At 71.8% G+C, this 17412-nt stretch carries 15 protein-coding genes; 4 read left to right on the forward strand and 11 right to left on the reverse strand.

Annotated features, from left to right (window positions below; genetic code table 11):
• Nucleotides 1–118: 118 nt before the first annotated feature.
• Entirely contained in the window at nucleotides 119–1453 is a 1335-nt protein-coding gene (locus KME77_RS14415; protein ID WP_308250703.1) for a TIGR03118 family protein, read from the reverse strand.
• Here KME77_RS14415 and ppgK point away from each other — a divergent pair.
• From ppgK to KME77_RS14430, 3 genes are all read left to right on the forward strand, one after another.
• Nucleotides 1359–2084, forward strand: coding sequence for a polyphosphate--glucose phosphotransferase (ppgK, locus tag KME77_RS14420; protein WP_219467051.1), 726 nt, complete (start codon nucleotides 1359–1361; stop codon nucleotides 2082–2084). The two genes, KME77_RS14415 and ppgK, sit on opposite strands and share 95 nt — an antisense overlap.
• Before the next feature lie 241 nt (nucleotides 2085–2325).
• Nucleotides 2326–6195, forward strand: coding sequence for an ATP-dependent RNA helicase HrpA (gene hrpA, locus KME77_RS14425; protein ID WP_219467053.1), 3870 nt, complete (start codon nucleotides 2326–2328; stop codon nucleotides 6193–6195).
• Nucleotides 6196–6420: 225 nt separating this feature from the next.
• Nucleotides 6421–7074 (forward strand): HAD family hydrolase, encoded by a 654-nt coding sequence (locus KME77_RS14430; RefSeq protein ID WP_219467055.1) that lies wholly within the window; start codon nucleotides 6421–6423, stop codon nucleotides 7072–7074.
• Nucleotides 7075–7186: 112 nt separating this feature from the next.
• On the opposite strand, the gene KME77_RS14435 is transcribed toward KME77_RS14430, so the two are convergent.
• The 8 genes from KME77_RS14435 to KME77_RS14470 form a co-directional block, all read right to left on the reverse strand.
• On the reverse strand, nucleotides 7187–7507 hold the full coding sequence (locus KME77_RS14435; RefSeq protein WP_219467057.1) for a DUF5709 domain-containing protein: 321 nt from the start codon (nucleotides 7505–7507) through the stop codon (nucleotides 7187–7189).
• A 52-nt stretch (nucleotides 7508–7559) separates the two neighbouring features.
• Nucleotides 7560–9107, reverse strand: a complete 1548-nt coding sequence (locus KME77_RS14440) for a gamma-glutamyltransferase family protein (protein WP_219467059.1) — start codon at nucleotides 9105–9107, stop codon at nucleotides 7560–7562.
• A gap of 41 nt (nucleotides 9108–9148) precedes the next feature.
• Nucleotides 9149–9691, reverse strand: coding sequence for a hypothetical protein (locus tag KME77_RS14445; protein ID WP_219467062.1), 543 nt, complete (start codon nucleotides 9689–9691; stop codon nucleotides 9149–9151).
• Between the two features lie 20 nt (nucleotides 9692–9711).
• Complete coding sequence (locus tag KME77_RS14450) at nucleotides 9712–9918, reverse strand: hypothetical protein (protein ID WP_219467065.1); 207 nt, start codon at nucleotides 9916–9918, stop codon at nucleotides 9712–9714.
• Complete coding sequence (locus tag KME77_RS14455) at nucleotides 9915–12077, reverse strand: hypothetical protein (protein WP_219467067.1); 2163 nt, start codon at nucleotides 12075–12077, stop codon at nucleotides 9915–9917. Before KME77_RS14455 ends, KME77_RS14450 begins: the two co-directional genes overlap by 4 nt.
• The gene (locus KME77_RS14460; RefSeq protein ID WP_219467070.1) at nucleotides 12074–12772 is read right to left on the reverse strand and encodes a hypothetical protein; all 699 of its coding nucleotides are present in this window, start codon (nucleotides 12770–12772) and stop codon (nucleotides 12074–12076) included. Before KME77_RS14460 ends, KME77_RS14455 begins: the two co-directional genes overlap by 4 nt.
• A 61-nt stretch (nucleotides 12773–12833) precedes the next feature.
• Nucleotides 12834–13532 carry a Crp/Fnr family transcriptional regulator gene (locus KME77_RS14465; protein WP_219467071.1) on the reverse strand — a complete coding sequence of 233 codons (699 nt, stop codon included), beginning with the start codon at nucleotides 13530–13532 and terminating at the stop codon, nucleotides 12834–12836.
• A gap of 69 nt (nucleotides 13533–13601) precedes the next feature.
• On the reverse strand, nucleotides 13602–15386 hold the full coding sequence (locus tag KME77_RS14470; protein WP_219467073.1) for an ABC transporter ATP-binding protein: 1785 nt from the start codon (nucleotides 15384–15386) through the stop codon (nucleotides 13602–13604).
• 70 nt (nucleotides 15387–15456) lie between these two features.
• Between KME77_RS14470 and KME77_RS14475 the strand changes: the two genes are divergently transcribed.
• Nucleotides 15457–15876: a MarR family winged helix-turn-helix transcriptional regulator gene (locus KME77_RS14475; protein ID WP_219467076.1), complete on the forward strand. Its 420-nt coding sequence runs from the start codon at nucleotides 15457–15459 to the stop codon at nucleotides 15874–15876.
• Here the strand turns inward: KME77_RS14475 and KME77_RS14480 are convergent.
• Nucleotides 15873–16925 (reverse strand): amidohydrolase family protein, encoded by a 1053-nt coding sequence (locus KME77_RS14480; protein WP_219467079.1) that lies wholly within the window; start codon nucleotides 16923–16925, stop codon nucleotides 15873–15875. The two genes, KME77_RS14475 and KME77_RS14480, sit on opposite strands and share 4 nt — an antisense overlap.
• A gap of 81 nt (nucleotides 16926–17006) precedes the next feature.
• Nucleotides 17007–17412 (reverse strand): PucR family transcriptional regulator (locus KME77_RS14485; RefSeq protein ID WP_219467082.1); only part of this gene is annotated, 406 nt, incomplete at its 5' end.

Raw genomic sequence — 17412 nt, forward strand, 5'->3', positions numbered from 1 at the left:
GGTCCCCGGCCGACTTCGCCCCCTACGGCGCAAAACCCGTGCATATTTCTCACAAAAACAAGGCCTTGTTTCCGGCACGGCTCGCGCCTGCCGTGCCGGAAACGTTCAGCGGGTCCCGTCAGTAACCGTAGGGAGATTGGGACTGGTTGGGAGAGTGGGACGAATGCGGGTTGGAGGTGGGGTTGGTGGACGGGGTGGACGCCTGGCTGCCGGAGCCGGCGGGCCGGATCAGGCCGACCAGTCCGTGCTGCGCCTTGTCGATGCCGGCCGAGAACCACAGGGCGTTCTCGCCGCCGGTGGCCGCCGTGCCGGGCTCCAGGTCCCACAGGCCGGGAAGCTGGATCGTCCTGCCGCTGCCGTCGCGCAGCGCGCCGAGGTGGCGGTTGCCGCGGTAGGCGTGGATCGTGCCGTCACCGAAGTTGCCGACCAGGACGGACCTGGCGTACACGCCGAACTGGGCGGGGGCGGGGATGATCGCCCACGGGGCGTTCAGGCCGGTACGGGCGATGCGGCCGATCAGGCGGCCCTCGGTGTTGAAGCGGCTCACGAAGCCCTTGCCGGACCCGGCGATGGACTTGCCGGTCTCCGGGTCGCGCAGGGCGTAGGCGACCCAGACGCTGCCACCGGCGAACGTCACGTTGAACGGGTGGTAGTTGCTGGGCACCCGCGGGTCCCTGAACTGCCGGTGCGACAGCCTGAGCTTCTGGAAGTTCGAGTTCCAGGCGTCGATCCTGCCGTTGGCGAAGTCGGCGGCCATGAGGAAGTCGCCGTCGTCGGTCTCCACCAGGGCCAGGCCCTTGTAGTCGGCGCCGCGGGTGAAGGCCGCGATGATCGCGTTCTTCGCGTCCACCTCGGCGTTCCAGCCGGTGATCGCGCCGCTGGGGCTGGAGAAGATGAAGGTGGCGGGCTTGCCCTTCACGGTGAAGCCCTCACTGCTGTTGAACACCTGGCCCGTGGGAGCTCCACCGGGGATGGCCACCTCGGTCGCTTCCTTCTTGCCGGCACCCGAGTAGACAGTGGCCGTGCCAGTGCCCGTCGCGGAGACCCACAGGGTCTTGCCCATGGCCAGCCCCCAGGGGTTGACCAGTTTAGGATCAGTGATCGCTGCCTTTCCACGGACGTCGGAAACGACATTCACAACGTCGAACTTGGTATTCGTCGCTGCCTGTGCGGGGGCGTTGAGGGTCGTGCTCAGGACGACCGCACCAGCGCAGAGTGTGATGATGCGGAACCGCATCCGTGCCTCCTTGTTAGTGCTTGTGACGCGAGATACGCGGGCGACGCAAGTGCGGTTCAGTAACGGCCAGAAATATTCCCGCCGGACGTCAGATTCGCCAATTCCTGGGGAGTGGAAGCACATGAACGTTTTGGGCATCGACATCGGCGGATCCGGCATCAAGGGCGCGCCCGTCGACACAGAGTCGGGCGAGCTCACCCAGGAGCGCCTGCGCATCCCCACCCCTCAACCCGCCAAGCCCGACGGCGTCGCCGAGGTCGTCGCGGAGATCGTCAAGCACTTCTCGTGGAGCGGCCCCGTGGGCGTCACGTTCCCCGGGGTGGTCGTCGACGGTGTCGTCCGGACCGCCGCGAACGTCCACCACTCGTGGATCGGCGTGGACGCCGCCCGTCTCTTCGGCGGCGCCACCGTCCTGAACGACGCCGACGCGGCCGGCACGGCCGAGATGACCTTCGGCGAGGGGCGCGGCCGCTCCGGAACCGTGATCATGCTGACGTTCGGCACCGGCATCGGCAGCGCCCTCTTCGTCAACGGCCTCCTGGTCCCCAACACCGAGCTGGGGCACCTGATCCTCCACGGCAAGGACGCCGAGGAGCGCGCCTCCGACCGCGCCCGCGAGGAGCACGACCTCAGCTGGGAGAAGTGGGCGGACCGGGTGGAGGAGTACCTGCGGCACGTCGAGATGCTGTTCTCGCCGTCGCTGTTCATCCTCGGGGGAGGGGTGAGCAAGAAGGCGGACAAGTTCCTGCCGCACGTGAAGACGGAGACCCCCGTCGTCCCCGCCGGCCTGCAGAACGAGGCCGGTATCGTGGGGGCGGCCTGCGCCTGCGTGCGGCCGGATGTGTGATCAAGAATTTCTGGCCGCCGACGCAACCTGATGGGCTCCTCAGGAGTCTCATCTATGACCGTGGCCGTCCACGACGACAACTCTGGGGAGAGTGGGCCCGTCCTGGACGGCCACGGTCAGAACGAGAGCCCTTGAGCGGGCGGCGGGCCCGGCCGATATTCGGATGCGCGAGGGGCGGCCGGTCAGGCAGCATGGGGCGGTTGGCTCCGGGGACGCGGGGCTCAAATATCCTGATAGCAGTATGGGAACTCCTGCGTTGTCCTCTCCATTGACCGAGCTCCAGTCACGCCTGCCCGAGCTGATGCCGCGCGACCAGCGGCGGCTGCGGCGCAGGCTCGACGGCGTGCGCCGGGTGCGCTCCCGCGAGGCCCGCGAGAAGATCACCGCGGAGATCCTGGCCGACGTGGAGCGTGCCGAGCGGCGCCTGGCCCGCCGCCGCGAGGCCGTGCCGGTGGTCACCTACCCGGAACAGCTCCCGGTCTCCCAGCGCAAGGACGACATCCTGGCCGCGATCCGCGACCACCAGGTCGTGATCATCGCCGGCGAGACCGGCTCCGGCAAGACCACCCAGATCCCCAAGATCTGCCTGGAGCTGGGCCGCGGCGTCAGGGGCCTGATCGGTCACACCCAGCCGCGCCGCATCGCCGCCCGCACGGTCGCCGAGCGCATCGCCGAGGAACTGGGCACCGAGCTGGGCCAGGTGGTCGGCTACAAGGTGCGCTTCACCGACCAGGCGAGCGAGCGCACCCTGGTCAAGCTGATGACCGACGGCATCCTGCTGGCCGAGCTGCAGAACGACCGGCAACTCGACCAGTACGACACGCTGATCATCGACGAGGCCCACGAGCGCAGCCTCAACATCGACTTCATCCTCGGCTACGTCAAGCAGCTCCTGCCCAGGCGGCCCGACCTCAAGGTCATCATCACCAGCGCCACGATCGACCCCGAACGGTTCTCCCGCCACTTCGACGACGCGCCGATCATCGAGGTGTCCGGCCGCACCTACCCGGTCGAGGTCCGCTACCGGCCGCTGGACGAGGACGACGACCAGACGCAGGGCATCGTCGACGCCTGCCGCGAGCTGGTCGGCGAGGGGCCGGGCGACATCCTGGTGTTCCTGTCGGGCGAGCGGGAGATCCGCGACGCCGCCGAGGCCCTCGACAAGGCCGACTTCCGCAACACCGAGATCCTGCCGCTGTACGCCCGGCTCAGCGCCGCCGAGCAGCACCGGGTGTTCCAGCGCCACACCGGCCGCCGCGTCGTCCTGGCCACCAACGTGGCCGAGACCTCGCTGACGGTCCCCGGCATCAAGTACGTGGTCGACCCCGGCTTCGCCCGGATCTCCCGCTACAGCCACCGCACCAAGGTGCAGCGCCTGCCCATCGAGGCTATCTCGCAGGCCAGCGCCAACCAGCGCAAGGGGCGCTCCGGCCGTACCTCCGACGGCATCTGCGTCCGGCTGTACGAGGAAGAGGACTTCCTCAACCGGCCGGAGTTCACCGACCCGGAGATCCTGCGCACGAACCTGGCCTCCGTCATCCTGCAGATGACCTCCATCGGCCTGGGCGACATCGAGGCGTTCCCGTTCGTCGAGCCACCCGACCGGCGCCAGGTGCGCGACGGCGTCAGCCTGCTGCACGAGCTGGGCGCGTTCGACGCCCAGAACAACCTGACCTCCATCGGCCGCAAGCTGGCCGGGCTGCCGGTGGACCCGCGCCTGGGCCGCATGGTGCTGGAGGCCGAGAAGAACGGCTGCCTGCGCGAGGTCATGGTGATCACCGCCGCCCTGTCCATCCAGGACCCGCGCGAACGGCCCTCGGACAAACAGCAGCAGGCCGACGAGAAGCACCGCCGCTTCGCCGACCCCGAGTCCGACTTCCTGTCCTACCTCAACCTGTGGAACTACCTGCGCGAGAAACAGAAAGAGCTGTCCTCCAGCGCCTTCCGCCGCCTGTGCAAGTCGGAGTTCCTCAACTACCTGCGCGTACGCGAGTGGCAGGACATCTACAGCCAGATCCGCCAGACCCTCGGCGCCCAGGTGGGCAGCGCGACGGCCGACCCGCGCCAGGTGCACGCCTCGCTCCTGGTCGGGCTGCTGTCGCACATCGGCGTCAAGGACGTCATGGAGAAGCGCGCCCCCGACGGCCGCCGCCCCATCCAGGAGTACCTGGGCGCCCGCAACGCCCGCTTCGCCATCTTCCCCGGCTCGGCGCTGGCCAAGAAGCAGCCCCAGTGGGTCATGTCCGCCGAACTGGTCGAGACCTCACGGCTGTGGGCCCGCGTCAACGCCAGGATCGAGCCCGACTGGGTCGAGCCGCTCGCCCAGCACCTGGTCAAACGGACCTACTCCGAGCCCCACTGGGAGAAGAACCAGGGCGCGGTCATCGCGCTGGAGAAGGTCACCCTGTACGGCGTGCCGCTGGTCACCGGCCGCAAGGTCAACTACGGCCGGATCGACGCCGACCTGTCCCGCGAGCTGTTCATCAGGCACGCGCTCGTCGAGGGCGACTGGGACAGCCACCACCGCTTCCTCCAGGACAACCGGCGGCTGCTCGAAGAGGTCGAGGAGCTGGAGAACCGGGCCCGCCGCCGCGACATCATGGTCGACGACGAGGCCCTGTTCGACTTCTACGACCAGCGGGTGCCCGCCGAGGTGGTCTCGGCCCGCCACTTCGACTCCTGGTGGAAGCAGGCCCGGGCCGCCACGCCCGACCTGCTGACGTACTCGCCGGAGATGCTGGTCAACGAGGGCGCCGACGTCAGCACCCGCGACTACCCCGACAACTGGCGGCAGCTCGGCCAGCGGATGAGGCTGACCTACCAGTTCGAGCCGGGCGCCGACGCCGACGGCGTCACCGTGCACGTGCCGCTGCAGGTGCTCAACCAGGTCAACTCCGACGGCTTCGACTGGCAGATCCCCGGCCTGCGCGAGGAGCTGATCACCGCCCTGATCCGGTCGCTGCCCAAGCACCTGCGCCGCAACTTCGTGCCCGCCCCCAACTACGCCAAGCAGGTCCTTCAGGGCGTGCGCCAGGGCGGCGAGCCGCTGCTGGAGGCCGTGGAGCGGGAGCTGCTGCGGCTGACCGGCGTACGCGTGCCGCACGACGCCTGGCAGCTCGACCAGGTGCCCGACCACCTGCGCATCACCTACCGGGTGATCGACGAGCGCAAGCGCACGGTCGCCGAGGACAAGGACCTCGACGCGCTCAAACGCCGCCTGGCGCCGCGCCTGCGCAAGACGCTCTCGGCCGCCGGCGACGACCTGGAGCAGTCGGGCCTGCACACCTGGAGCTTCGGCACCCTGCCCAAGGTGTTCGAGCAGGGCCGCATGAAGGGCTACCCGGCGCTCGTGGACGACGGCGACTCCGTCTCCGTCAAGATCTTCGAGACCGAGCTGGAGCAACGCCGCTCCCACTGGCCCGGCACCCGCCGCCTGCTCCTGCTCAACGTCACCAACCCCGCCAAGTCGCTGCTGGGCAGGCTCTCCAACCAGGCGAAGCTGGCGCTGTCACGCAGCCCCCACGGGGGCGCGGTCGCGCTGTTCGACGACGTGGTGAACACGGCCGTGGACAAACTCATGCTCGACGTGGGCGGCCCCGCCTGGGACCCGGTCTCGTACGACCGCCTCTACCAGCACGTGCGGGCCCACCTGCACGACACCTCGGCCGACGTCCTCGGCCGGGTGGAACAGATCCTCACCGTCTGGCACACGATCGGCGGCCGGCTGGACTCGACGCGGGCGAGCGCGGCCACCTCCGACATCCGCGACCAACTCGGCAAGCTCGTGTACGCGGGCTTCGCGACGGCGACGGGCTCGCGGCGGCTGCCCGACGTGCTGCGCTACCTGCGGGCCATCGAACGCCGCCTGACCAAGCTGCCCGAGGAGCCGTGGCGGGACCAGGAGTGGATGGACCGGGTGCACAAGGTGGAGGACGCCTACGAGGACGTGCTGGCCCGGCTGCATCCGGCGCGGCGCACGGACCCGGACGTGGTGGAGATCCGGTGGATGATCGAGGAGCTGCGGGTCAGCTTCTTCGCCCAGACGCTGGGCACGCCCACCCCGGTGTCGGAGAAGCGCATCGCCAAGGCGATGGAGAAGCTCACCCCTTGAAGATCGACGTGTCGAGGTCCACGTCGCTGATCCAGCCCTCCCAGTCATGCTCGTCCATGACGGGAGTGAGGGCCCGATCGAGACGCATCGCGCAACGGGCGTGCTGAGGGGCGCCGGCCGGGCTCAAGATGAGATTTCTCTTGATCACCTCGGCTCGAACGGCCGCCGCCCGGAGGTGAACTGAGGTGAATCAGTACAGTTGGGGAGACTTGTCTGGGAGGGCTGATGGTCAAGGCCGTGGTGTTCGACGTCGGCGAGACGCTCATCGACGAGACCCGCATCTGGTCGCGGTGGGCCGACCGTCTCGGGGTGAGCAGGTTCGTGCTGATGGGCGCGCTCGGCGGGATGGCCGCGCTCGACCGTCCCCACAGCGACGCCTTCCGGCTCGTCCGCCCCGGCTTCGACGTCGAGGCCGAGGTCGCCGCCTGGGAACGTGACGAGCCTGACAGCCTGCGCAACCACTTCGACGCCGACGACCTCTACCCCGACGTCCGGGAGGCGCTGGCGGCGCTCCGGCGGGCCGGGTACCAGGTGATCGTGGCGGGCAACCAGCCCACCCGGGCCTATGACGCGCTGGTGGCGATGGATCTGCCGGTCGACTCGGTGCACACCTCCGACGGGTGGGGCCTGCAGAAGCCGGCGCCCGAGTTCTTCGCCAAGGTGGCCGCGATCGCCGGGCGGGCGCCCGGCGAGATCCTGTACGTGGGCGACCGGCTCGACAACGACGTGCTGCCGGCCGGGCGGGCGGGCATGCGGACCGCGCTGCTGCGCCGGGGGCCCTGGGGGTACCTGCACGCCGAACGGCCGCAGGCGCGGGCCGCCGACGTGATCGTCGACGACCTCCACGCCCTGCTGCCCGCCCTGGAACGTCTGAGCTGATCCGGTCCACCCGTCGCGGGGAGGCCTGGCGGGATCGCCCGGGTCTGAGACGCCCGCCAGGATCGCCCGGCCTGTGGCGGTCGATCCCCCTACGGCGGTGGCGGGTGGCTCGTCACAGCCGGTCGTCGGGGTCGATGCGGACCGCCCGCTCCTCGGCGGACAGGTCGTTGTCGTCCATCCCCTGGTCCTCGCCGATCTCCTCGCTCTCGACGTCCGGCTCAAGCCCCTCGTCGGGCTGGGTCAGCCGGTGTCCCGGACGTCGCGCCTTCTCCCGGTCGGGCAGCTCGGCGCGCAGCCGCTCGTCGAGCGTCGCCTCGTACGCGGGGTCGTCCTCCCTGATCTCGTGGTTCATGCCGAGGTCGTCGGTCCACTCGTCGACCTCGGTCTTCTGCTCGTCGGCCATGCCGTACCGGTCCGGAGGCTGTTCGCTCATACGCGCTCCCTTACCCAGCGGACGCGCCCGAATCCTGCCCTCCGGCACACCCTTACCTCCCGATGGCCGCCCCGATGATCGAGCGCGGGTCGGCCGCCCCGGCCAGCATCCCGTCCGGGCGCACGTCGATGAGGTGGGCGTGCCCGAACGCGCTCCCGTACGGCTGCGCCGCCACCCGGTGGCCGAGCGCCGTCAGGCCGTCGGACCAGGTGGCGCCCTCCTCCAGCTCGACGAGCGGGTCCTCGGGCGCGGCCCAGGTGTCGAACCCGGTGTCGCCGGGGCTCAGCCGCCACCGCGGCCTGGACACGGACTTGCCGGGCGACTCGCCGTACTTCAGCAGCCTGGTGATGACCTGGAGCAGGATCTGCGGCTGCGCGTCGCCGCCCATCGTGCCGACGACCGAGCGCAGCGAGCCGTCCGGGCGGGTGATCAGCGCGGGCGCGAGCGTGTGGGGCGGGCGGCGGCCGGGGCCGTACTCGGCGGGGTGGCCGGGCCTGAGGGAGAAGCCGATGCCGCGGTTGTGGAGGTTGATCCCGGTACGCGGCTCGAAGAGCATGCTGCCGAACCCGGCCGCGTTCGACTGGATCAGCGACACGCCCATGCCGTCGCCGTCCACCGCGCACAGATAGGTGGTGTCGCCGTCGGCGGAGGGGACGCGCACGCGCAGCCGCGCGGCGGGATCGACCATGGCCCGCCGGCGCGTGATCTCGTCGTCGGTGAGCACGTCCTTCGCGCCCTCGTGCAGCACGTCGAGCCGGTCGTGCCCGGCGGCGCGGGCGGCCTCGGCCAGCAGGTGCGCCCAGGCGGGGTGGCGCGGCGAGATCGGCAGGTCCAGGCCGTCGGCGATGCCGAGCGACAGCAGCAGGAGGTAGCCCTGGGAGTTCGGCGGGATCGACCACACGTCGTGGCCGAACGCGCGCACCCTCAGCGGCTCGGCCCAGTCGGCCAGCGGGCTCGCCAGGTCGGACCGGGTGTACTCGCCGTCGCCCAGCTCGATCAGGCCCTCGCCGAACTCGCCCAGGTAGAAGCCGTCACGCCCGGCCGCGGCGACGGACTCGAGCGTACGGGCGAGGCCGGGCCTGGCCATGCGGTCGCCCACCGTGCGTACGGCCGTGTAGTCGCCGCCCCCAGGACGCTGGGCGGCCAGGCGCGCGCCCGGCAGCATCAGCGGCGAGGCGGGGAACCCGTCGCGGGCCAGCCCGATCGCCGGTCGCAGCAGGTCGGCGAGGGGGAGCCGGCCGTACCTGGCATGCAGCGCGAGCCAGCCGTCCACGCAGCCGGGCACCGGCACGGAGCGGATGTCGTGCTGGTGCGGCATGCCCCGGTGCCCCTCGGCGCGCAGCCGGTCCGGGTCGGCGCCCGAGCCCGCCCGGCCGGAGGCGTTGAGCGCGGCCACCGCGCCGGAACCGTCGTGGACCAGGGCGAACAGGTCGCCGCCCAGCCCGCACATGTGCGGCGCGGTGACGGCCAGGACGGCGTTGGCGGCGATGGCCGCGTCGGCGGCCGACCCGCCGCGGTCGAGCGCCGCCACCCCGGCGGAGGAGGCGAGGTGGTCGACGCTGCACACCATTCCATTGGGGGCATATCTGGTGTTCTGCACGTTGCGGAGCTTACGTTCACGAACCGGACAAACTCTAGGTCTCAGCGGGGGATGTCGGCGGGGGTGAACAAGGGGTCGGGGTCGAGCGGCGGCAGCGCCACGCCGAGCTGTTCGAGCGCCTGGCGCAGGGCTCCCTCGCTGGAGATCACCAGGTCGTAGATGTTGGCGGTCTGGTGCGCCTCCACCATCCGCTGAACCGTGTCGACCAGGTGCTCGGCGTCCTGCCTGCGGTCCTCCAGCATGCGGTGCACCACCTCGGCGGCCAGCTCGGGCTGCTGGGCCAGCTTGACGGCGTAGCGGGAGGCCCAGCTCGTGTTCAGCCCGGCCAGGAACGTCTCGGCCTGCCGCCTGAGGTCGTCGAGCGCCCGCAGCCGCATCGCCACCGCCTTGGCGTTCGCGGTGATGGCGTGCTGCCTGACGACGTTCTCACGTTCGAGATCGCGCGCCTCCTTGGTCAGGCTCACCTCCACCCGCGCGACCCAGCGCCGCTTCAGCGTCGCGTGGTTGATGAACGCGGCCTCCAGGGCCTGGTTCGCCTCCCGCTCGGCCGTGCCCGGGCTGAACGGCGAATGCCTGCGGCACACCTCCCGCACCACCGTGTGGATCAGCTCCTGCGCGGCCTGGCGCTCCTCCTCGACCCCCGCCCAGACGCCTTCTCCTGCCGCCTCGCGCCGGTCTGCTGGGTGCAGCGCACCCGGACCAGGAAGCCGAACGCGTCGCCCATGGCCGGGGTCTCGTACTCGGCCGTCGTCCTGTCGCCCGCCTCCCGGCTCTCCGGGGCGGGCACGATGCGGTTGATGAGCCACGTCATCGGCGCTCTCCTTGCCTCAGCAGCCCGTGCAGGGCCACGCGTTCCTCAGCGGTGACGACGCCCCGCGCCAGCCAGAACCTGAGCTGGAAGGCGAGCGCCTTGTCGAGCTCCGGATGCCGCCCGCCCACCAGCCCGAACGTCTCCCGGATCACCTGCGGGCAGGCGGCCCACCTGGTCAGCAACTGCCAGACGGCGGCCGTCGCGGCCCGGTACCTGCCGTCCTTGCGCCTGTCGTGCGCCCACAGCAGCGCGTTGCCCCACAGCGTGCCGAGGGCGGCGACCCGGTCGCTCTCCATCAGCGCGGGACGGCCCTCGGGCAGGTAGGCCAGCCAGATCAGGGCGAGCGCGGCGGTCTGCCTGACCCACACGTTCTTGTCGCCCGCCCATCTCGCGAGCGTCTCCAGGACCTCGTCCGCGGTCTCGGCCGTGTAGACCTCCGTCACCGCGTCGGCGACCGTCTCGTGCAGTCCCCTGCTGGTGGAGTGGGAGGCGATCTCATGGAACGTCTCCAGCGCGCGGCCGACCGCCTGGATGCCGATCCGCGACCCGTAGACGGCCGCGACGGCCAGCCGGTGCTGGTAGTTGCCCTTCGACCAGTCGTCGAGCAGCTGATGGACCCGGCCGGCGAGGTCCGGGTTGACGAAGGCCGCCTCCAGCGCGCACCTGGCCATCCTGCGGCCGTGCACGGTGCCCGTCCAGGGGTCCAGGAACTCGGCCTTGGCCGTCGCGAAGTCGCAGGCCGCCAGCTGCGCCACCGCCTGGGCGGCCCTGATGGCCACCCGCTGCTCCCCGCTCGCGGTCAGCTCGCGCAGCCACTCGTACAGCAGCTCGCGCAGCGCGGGCTGCTTGGCCCACGCCACCTGCAGCACCAGCGGCTTCGCGTCCGGGCGCAGCCAGATGCGCTGCGCGTCGCCCGGCGCGCTGGAGGGCTCGGTCCTGACCCCGTCGTAGTGCAGCCACGTCTCCAGCGAGTCCCACACGCGGAGCCGGGGCCGCCGCTGCTCGTGCACCTGCTCCCTGATCAGCGCGTCGAGCCGCAGCGCCGCCTGTGACACGGTGGCCTCGCTCAGCCCGTGGAGCACGCCACTGCTGAGCAGGAAGCAGCGGCTCAGCGAGTTCGCGCCCGGCCCGAGCGCCTCGCTCAGCCGCTCGCGGGAGGGCCGGTCCAGCGATTCGAGCACCTTGTCGAGCGGCACGCCGCGCCGCCGCTCCTCGGCTATCCGCGCCGCCAGCCATCTGGCCCTCCCCGGCGAGCAGCCGTCCAACTGCTCCGTGAGCCGCGGCGGGTGCTCGCGCAGCCCAAGCTCGTCCACCCGTTCGGGCGAGCCCAGCTCGTCCCGCAGCCACGCCGCGAACACCGCCCCGACCGGCGGCGGGTCGTGCTCCACCTCCACGTGGCCGGTCGCGCCGCTGGACCGCGTGAGCACGACGATGCGGCACTTGGCGGTGAACGCCACCTCGCGCAACTGAGGGATGAGCCGGCCCAGATCCGGCCCGTCGGCGGTGTCGTCGAGCAGGTAGCCTCTGGCCCCCGCCAGGTCCGCGGCGGTCAGCTCGCTCAGGTCCCTGGCGGTGTTCAGGGTGCCGAGCGGCGATCTGCCCGGCTCGCCCGCCCAGTCGAGCAGCGCCGCGAGGGCCGTCGTGGCCCGGCCGCTCCGCCTCGGCCCGCACAGCACCACGACGTCGTTGTTCATCAGCCGCTCGGCCAGCGTCCTGCGCGAGCGGGTGGGCACGGTCAGGCGGCGGATCCCGTCCACGTGCGCGGGCGTCAGCAGCGTGACGAGCCGGGCGGTCCTGGCCCGCTCGCCGAAGTGCCGGTCGCCGAAGTGCTGGTGGACGGTCTGGTCGCCGTGGGCGACGTTCGCCCCGGTGCCGGCGACGTCGTAGGCCACCGCGAGGCCCTCCAGGCGGAAGCGGCGGTTGCGCTCCTCCTCCAGCCCGCGCTCCTCGGGCGGCCGCCCGTCGGTCTCCTCCGGCTCCTCGGCGGGACGCTCCTCCTCAGCGGCGTCCTCGGCGGCGTCACCAGCGATGTCCTCGGCGACGTCCTCCGGGGCGTCCTCGGCGGCGCTCCGCTGCTGAGCGGGTTCGGGCGGGACGGGCTCGGGCGGCGTCTCCCCGGGCTGCTCGCGCGGCTGCTCCAGGCCCTCTTCCTCGCTCATCGCCCGAACTTCTGCCTGATCGTCTGGTCGCCGTGGGCGACGTTCGCGCCCGTGCCACTCACGTTGAACACGGGCCCCTGCGTGAGAGGCGTCGCGGGCGGCTCGGACGGCTCGGGCAGCTCCAGCGCGTGCACGTTGTGGCCGGGAAGGTGGATATAGGCGGTGTAGCGCTGCTTCTTGGCCGCCACCTGGACCTCCTTGAACCGGTCACGCGGAGGGCTGCCGCGCTCGCCCTGGCCGACGCAGTCCTCGTAGACCCGCTGGGAGACGATCACGCCCAGGAGCGCCTCGGGGCAGGCGTCCATGGCCTGGCGCAGCGGCTCGGCGCCGACCAGCCGCCCGACCGCCACCGCGTGGTCGCCGGGGACGCCGTTGGCGCCCTGCCGCACCGGGCCCTCATGGACGGACAGCCGCACCCGCATCCGCAGCCTGGCCGTCTGGGCCTCGTCCACCGCCATGGCCAGCGCCTCGACGAACGCCCCCACCACGCTCTCGCGGCGCACGCCCGGCGGCAGGACCGCGAACTCGCCGTCCCCCTGCGGCTGCCGCTCCCAGGCGGGCAGCGCGAGCCCGGTCTCCGTGGCCGCGCGCTCCACCGCCTCGACCAGCGCGAGCTGGAGCCTGGCCTGGTCGGCCCGGTTCCGCGAGCTGTAGTCCTCGATGTCGGTGCCCAGCAGCATCCTCTGCTCGTCCATCCGCTTCCCCCTTCTCGGCAGGCTCCAACGATGGCTTGGCCGGGGACCCCCGTCCCCGGATTTATCCGGGTTCATCGGTCATTTCCGCGTACGTGATCAGGCCCGGGAGGTCCATGATCAGGACCCGTTTGAGCCCGCGCCTGACCAGGCCGCGGCGTTCCAGGTCGCGCAGGGTCTTGTGCACGGTGGCCTCCCTGACGCCGATGAGGGTGCCCAGCTCGGCCTGGGTGAGCGGCACGCCGATGTCCAGGCCGTCCGGCGTCGTGCGGCCGTGCCGCTCCGACAGCGTCAGCAGCAGCCTGGCCAGGCAGATCGCCGCCTCGTACCCGGCCAGGTCGATCCTGCGCTGGTTGGCCCAGCGCAGCCGCTCGACCACGAACTGGGTCATCGCCAGCCCGGCGGGCCCCGAGCGGGCGACGAAGTCGAGGAAGACCGGCGCCCTGACGACCGAGACGCGGCACTCGCCGCAGGTCACCACGCTGGCCGAGCGGGGGCTGTCGGTGAGCGGCGCCATGTCGCCCACCACGTCGCCGCCGACGCGCACCGCCAGCAGCGCCTCCGAGCCGTTCTCCACCTGGGCGGTCACCTTGGTGACGCCGCTCAGGAGCACGAAGACGGGCCCGTGGCGCTCGCCCTGGCGGATCAGCGTGCGGCCGGCCGGGTAGCGGGCCTCGGCGCCCAGCGCCAGCAGGCGCTCCCTGTCCGCGGCGGGCAGGTAGTGCAGGAAGGTGCCCGCGGGGAAGGCGCTGTCGCGCTCCATCCGGCACCTCCGGGCACGGGGGCTCCTATGAAGGCGAATATGGCACCGGGCAGAAGATCGATCAACGCGTCAGACGGGTTCCAGCGGACGGTCGCGGCTCACCAGCGCCGCGTAGTGGCCGTCGAGCGACATCAGCGTGTCGTGGGTGCCGCGCTCGACGACCCGGCCGTGGTCCAGGACGACGATCTGGTCGGCGTCGCGGACGGTCGAGAGGCGGTGCGCGATCATGATCGTGGTACGGCCCTCCGCCAGCGTGTCCAGGGCCTCCTGGACGGCGCGCTCGGTCTGCGTGTCCAGGGCGCTGGTGGCCTCGTCGAGCACCAGCACCGGAGGGTTGCGCAGCAGGGTGCGGGCGATGGCCAGCCGCTGCTTCTCACCGCCGGAGAAGCGGTAGCCGCGCTCGCCCACCAGCGTCTCGTAACCGTCGGGCAGCGAGGCGATGTGGTCGTGGATGTGCGCCGCCCTGGCCGCCGCCTCCAGCTCCTCGTCGGTGGCCGAGGGGCGGGCGAAGCGCAGGTTCTCCGCGATCGTGGCGTGGAAGAGGTAGGTCTCCTGCGAGACCACGCCGACCGTCTCGGCCAGCGCCTCGAAGGTCAGCTCGCGTACGTCCACGCCGTCGATGGTCACCCGGCCGCCGCTGACGTCGTACAGGCGCGGCAGCAGGTAGCTGAGCGTGGTCTTGCCGGAGCCGGTCTCGCCGACGACGGCCAGGCTGGTGCCCGCCGGGACGGTGATGTCCACGCCGGACAGCGTGGGCGCCCCGCCGGAATCGTCGGAGTCCGGGTCGTCCGGGTCGTCCGGGTCGTCCGGGCCGTCGTAGGAGAAGTCGACGTGCTCGTAGCGGACCTCGCCGCGCACGCCGCTCAGCGTCCGCGTGCCCGGGTGGATGTCGACCTTCAGGTCGAGGTACTCGAAGATGCGCCCGAACAGCGCCAGCGAGCTCTGCACCTCCACGCCCAGCCGCAGCAGCGACACCGCCGGCCGGAACAGGCTGACCTGCAACGTCGTGAACGCCACCAGCGTCCCGACGGAGATCACGCCCGTGTAGCCGACCGCCCAGTAGACCAGGGCCGGCATCGCGGCCATGATGATCTGGATCGACGACTGCCGCCAGCGTCCGGACATGCTCGCCCGCACGCCCAGCTCGGCCAGCTCGTCGGAGGACTTGGCGAAGCGCTCGGTCAGCTCGGGGGAGCGGCCCATCGTACGGCCCAGCAGGATCCCGCTGATCGACAGCGACTCCTGCACCATCGAGGAGATCACGGCCAGCTTGCGCTGGCGTTCGGCGGTGATGCGCTGCCGTTCGGAGCCCACCTTGCGGCTGATCCACACGAACACCGGCAGCAGCAGGAGCGAGACGACGGTCAGCCGCCAGTCGAGCGCCAGCATGGCCACGATCGTGGCGATCACCGTGGTGAGGTTGGAGATCAGCGACGTGGCGGTGGAGGTGACCACCGACTGCATGCCGCCGATGTCGTTGGCGATGCGCGACTGCACCTCGCCCGTCTTGGTGCGGGTGAAGAAGGCCAGCGACATACGCTGGAGGTGGGCGTAGACGGAGGTGCGCAGGTCGTGCATGACCCGCTGGCCGACCGTCGTGGACACCAGCGTCTGCAGCACGTCGAACACGCTGGTGGTCACCGCGACCGCGATCATGCCCAGCGCGAGCAGGGTGAGCAGCATGGCGTCGCGGGACGGGATGGCCACGTCCAGCACCTCGCGCAGCAGGAACGGCGAGGCCAGCGACACCAGCGACGACAGCAGGATGAGCGCCCCGACCACGGCGAGCCTGGCCCGGTAGGCGCGGAACAGCTTGATGATGCGCCGCAACGGCGCGCGTGGTTCCTCGGTCAATAGGACTCCTTTTCAGATGTTCACTCAAACAGAGGTTAACTCATATTTGTTCCCTCGATAAGCTGGCCGGATGGAAGAGGTGGAGCTGTCGGAGCTCCTGCACAGGGTGAGCCGCCGCCTGCGGCACGGGTACGCCCACCGGCTCATCCCCATGGGCGTCAGCCCCGGGCAGGCGAGGGCCCTGCGCGCGCTCGCCGAGGCCGACCGGCCGCTCAGGATGGTGCAGCTCGCCGACGCGCTGCGCATCGTGCCCCGCTCGGTGACGCCGGTCATCGACGCGCTGGAGGAGGCCGGGCTGGTCCGCAGGGAGGTCGATCCGGCCAACCGGCGCTCCACCCTGCTCGTGCTGACCGACGCCGGCCGCGAGATGCACGAGCGGTCGCGGGAGGCGCGCAGGGAGGCGGGCCAGGACCTGTTCGCGGTGCTGACGGCCGACCAGCGCGACCAGCTCAGGGAGCTGCTCGGCGCGGTGGACCGCCAGGTCCACTAGCCCGGTGAGGTGATCCTGCCGCCGATCACCGTGGCCAGGCAGCGGGGGCCGCTCAGCAGGGCCGCGTACGGGTAGCGGCCCCTGGCGTCGAACACCGCGAAGTCGGCCCGGCTCCCCGGCCCGAGCGACCCGACCCGCCCCGGCCCGCTCGCCATGCCCAGCGCCCGCGCCCCGCCCAGCGTGGCGGCCTCGACCAGCTTGCGGTCCAGGCCCTTGGTCCTGTGGCCGCGCTCCTTGGCGTGCCGCCTGATCGTGCGCGCGAGGCCGAGCAGGTCGCCCGGATCCCCGGCCCGGGGGCCGTCCCCGGTGGAGGGGCGGGTCGCCAGGGCGACGTGGTCGCTCTCGTCCAGCAGCGCGAGCGAGCCGTCGGGATGCGGCGGCGACGGGCACAGCGCGACCACGCTCTGCCGCAGCCGCAGCAGCTTGCGCTCCCCGGGGTCGAGCGGGCGCCCGCAGGTCACGTGGCAGTGCGGGCCCAGCACGCCCGCCTCGTCCAGCGCCGCGGGGGAGTGCCGGTCCAGGTCGGCCATCAGCCGCAGCCCGAACGTCCTGGCCAGCACCGCCACGTCCTCCAGGACCTGCGGGTCCGGCGTGTACGCGGCGATGCCCACCGTACGGGGGCGGTCCACCTCGCGGATCGCCGTGATGACCGCGTCACGCCCGGTCGTCTCCCAGACGTGCTCGGACTCGTACGACACCTCCACGTACGACACCCCCGGCAGCCGCGCGGGCTCGGCCGGATCGGCGACCAGCCCCGCCCGCGCCGTGACGCCCGGCGGCGAGGGAGCGGCGGCGGAGCAGGCGTCCACCAGCCCGGCCACGATCATCCCCGGCCAGCGGTGCTCCCGGGTGACGGGGAAGTAGGCCAGCAGGTCCTCCCGGGGCCCGACCTGCAGGACGCGGTCGCCGCGCACGGCGACGGCGGCGCCGCGCAGCGGATCGGCGCACATCGGCAGCACCAGCGGGGCCGAATGGAGGACTATGGGTTCGGGCGCGCGCCCGCGCAGAGTCGGCTTGAACTGTTGTGCGGCACGCTTCGCGGAGGGCATCAGAGCTCCCGTCGGATCTTCCCCTCCCGGCATTAAACGTGAGCCCGGCCACCTGCGCAACGAGCCGGCGCGGGTGTCCGGTCAGCCTCCGGACCTGGGACGGTAGCGGCCCGACAGCCGGGCGAGCTTGAGGCTGAGATGCAGGGCCAGCCGCTCGCCGCCGTCCTTCAGGTCCGTACGCGCCAGCTCCTCCACCCGCTGCAGCCGGTAGTACAGGGACGTGCGGTGCAGCCGCAGCGCCCGCGACGCCGCCACCGCGCTGCCCGCCAGGTCGAGGTAGGTCTCCAGCGTCTCCAGCAGCGCCAGGTGCTGGTCGTCGCCGAGCAGCTCGGCCAGGCCGGGATGCAGCTCGTGGTGCGGCAGGTGGGTGAGCATCCGGTACACCCCGAGCCGCGCCCACTCCGCCGACCTGCCCAGCCCCGGCACCCGGGCGGCCACCTCGGCGGCGTGCCGCGCCTCCGCGTACGAGCCGGCGGCCTCGGCCAGC

Origin of the sequence: Nonomuraea rhizosphaerae, from assembly GCF_019396405.1 — a bacterium.
Taxonomy (GTDB): Bacteria; Actinomycetota; Actinomycetes; order Streptosporangiales; family Streptosporangiaceae; genus Nonomuraea; species Nonomuraea rhizosphaerae.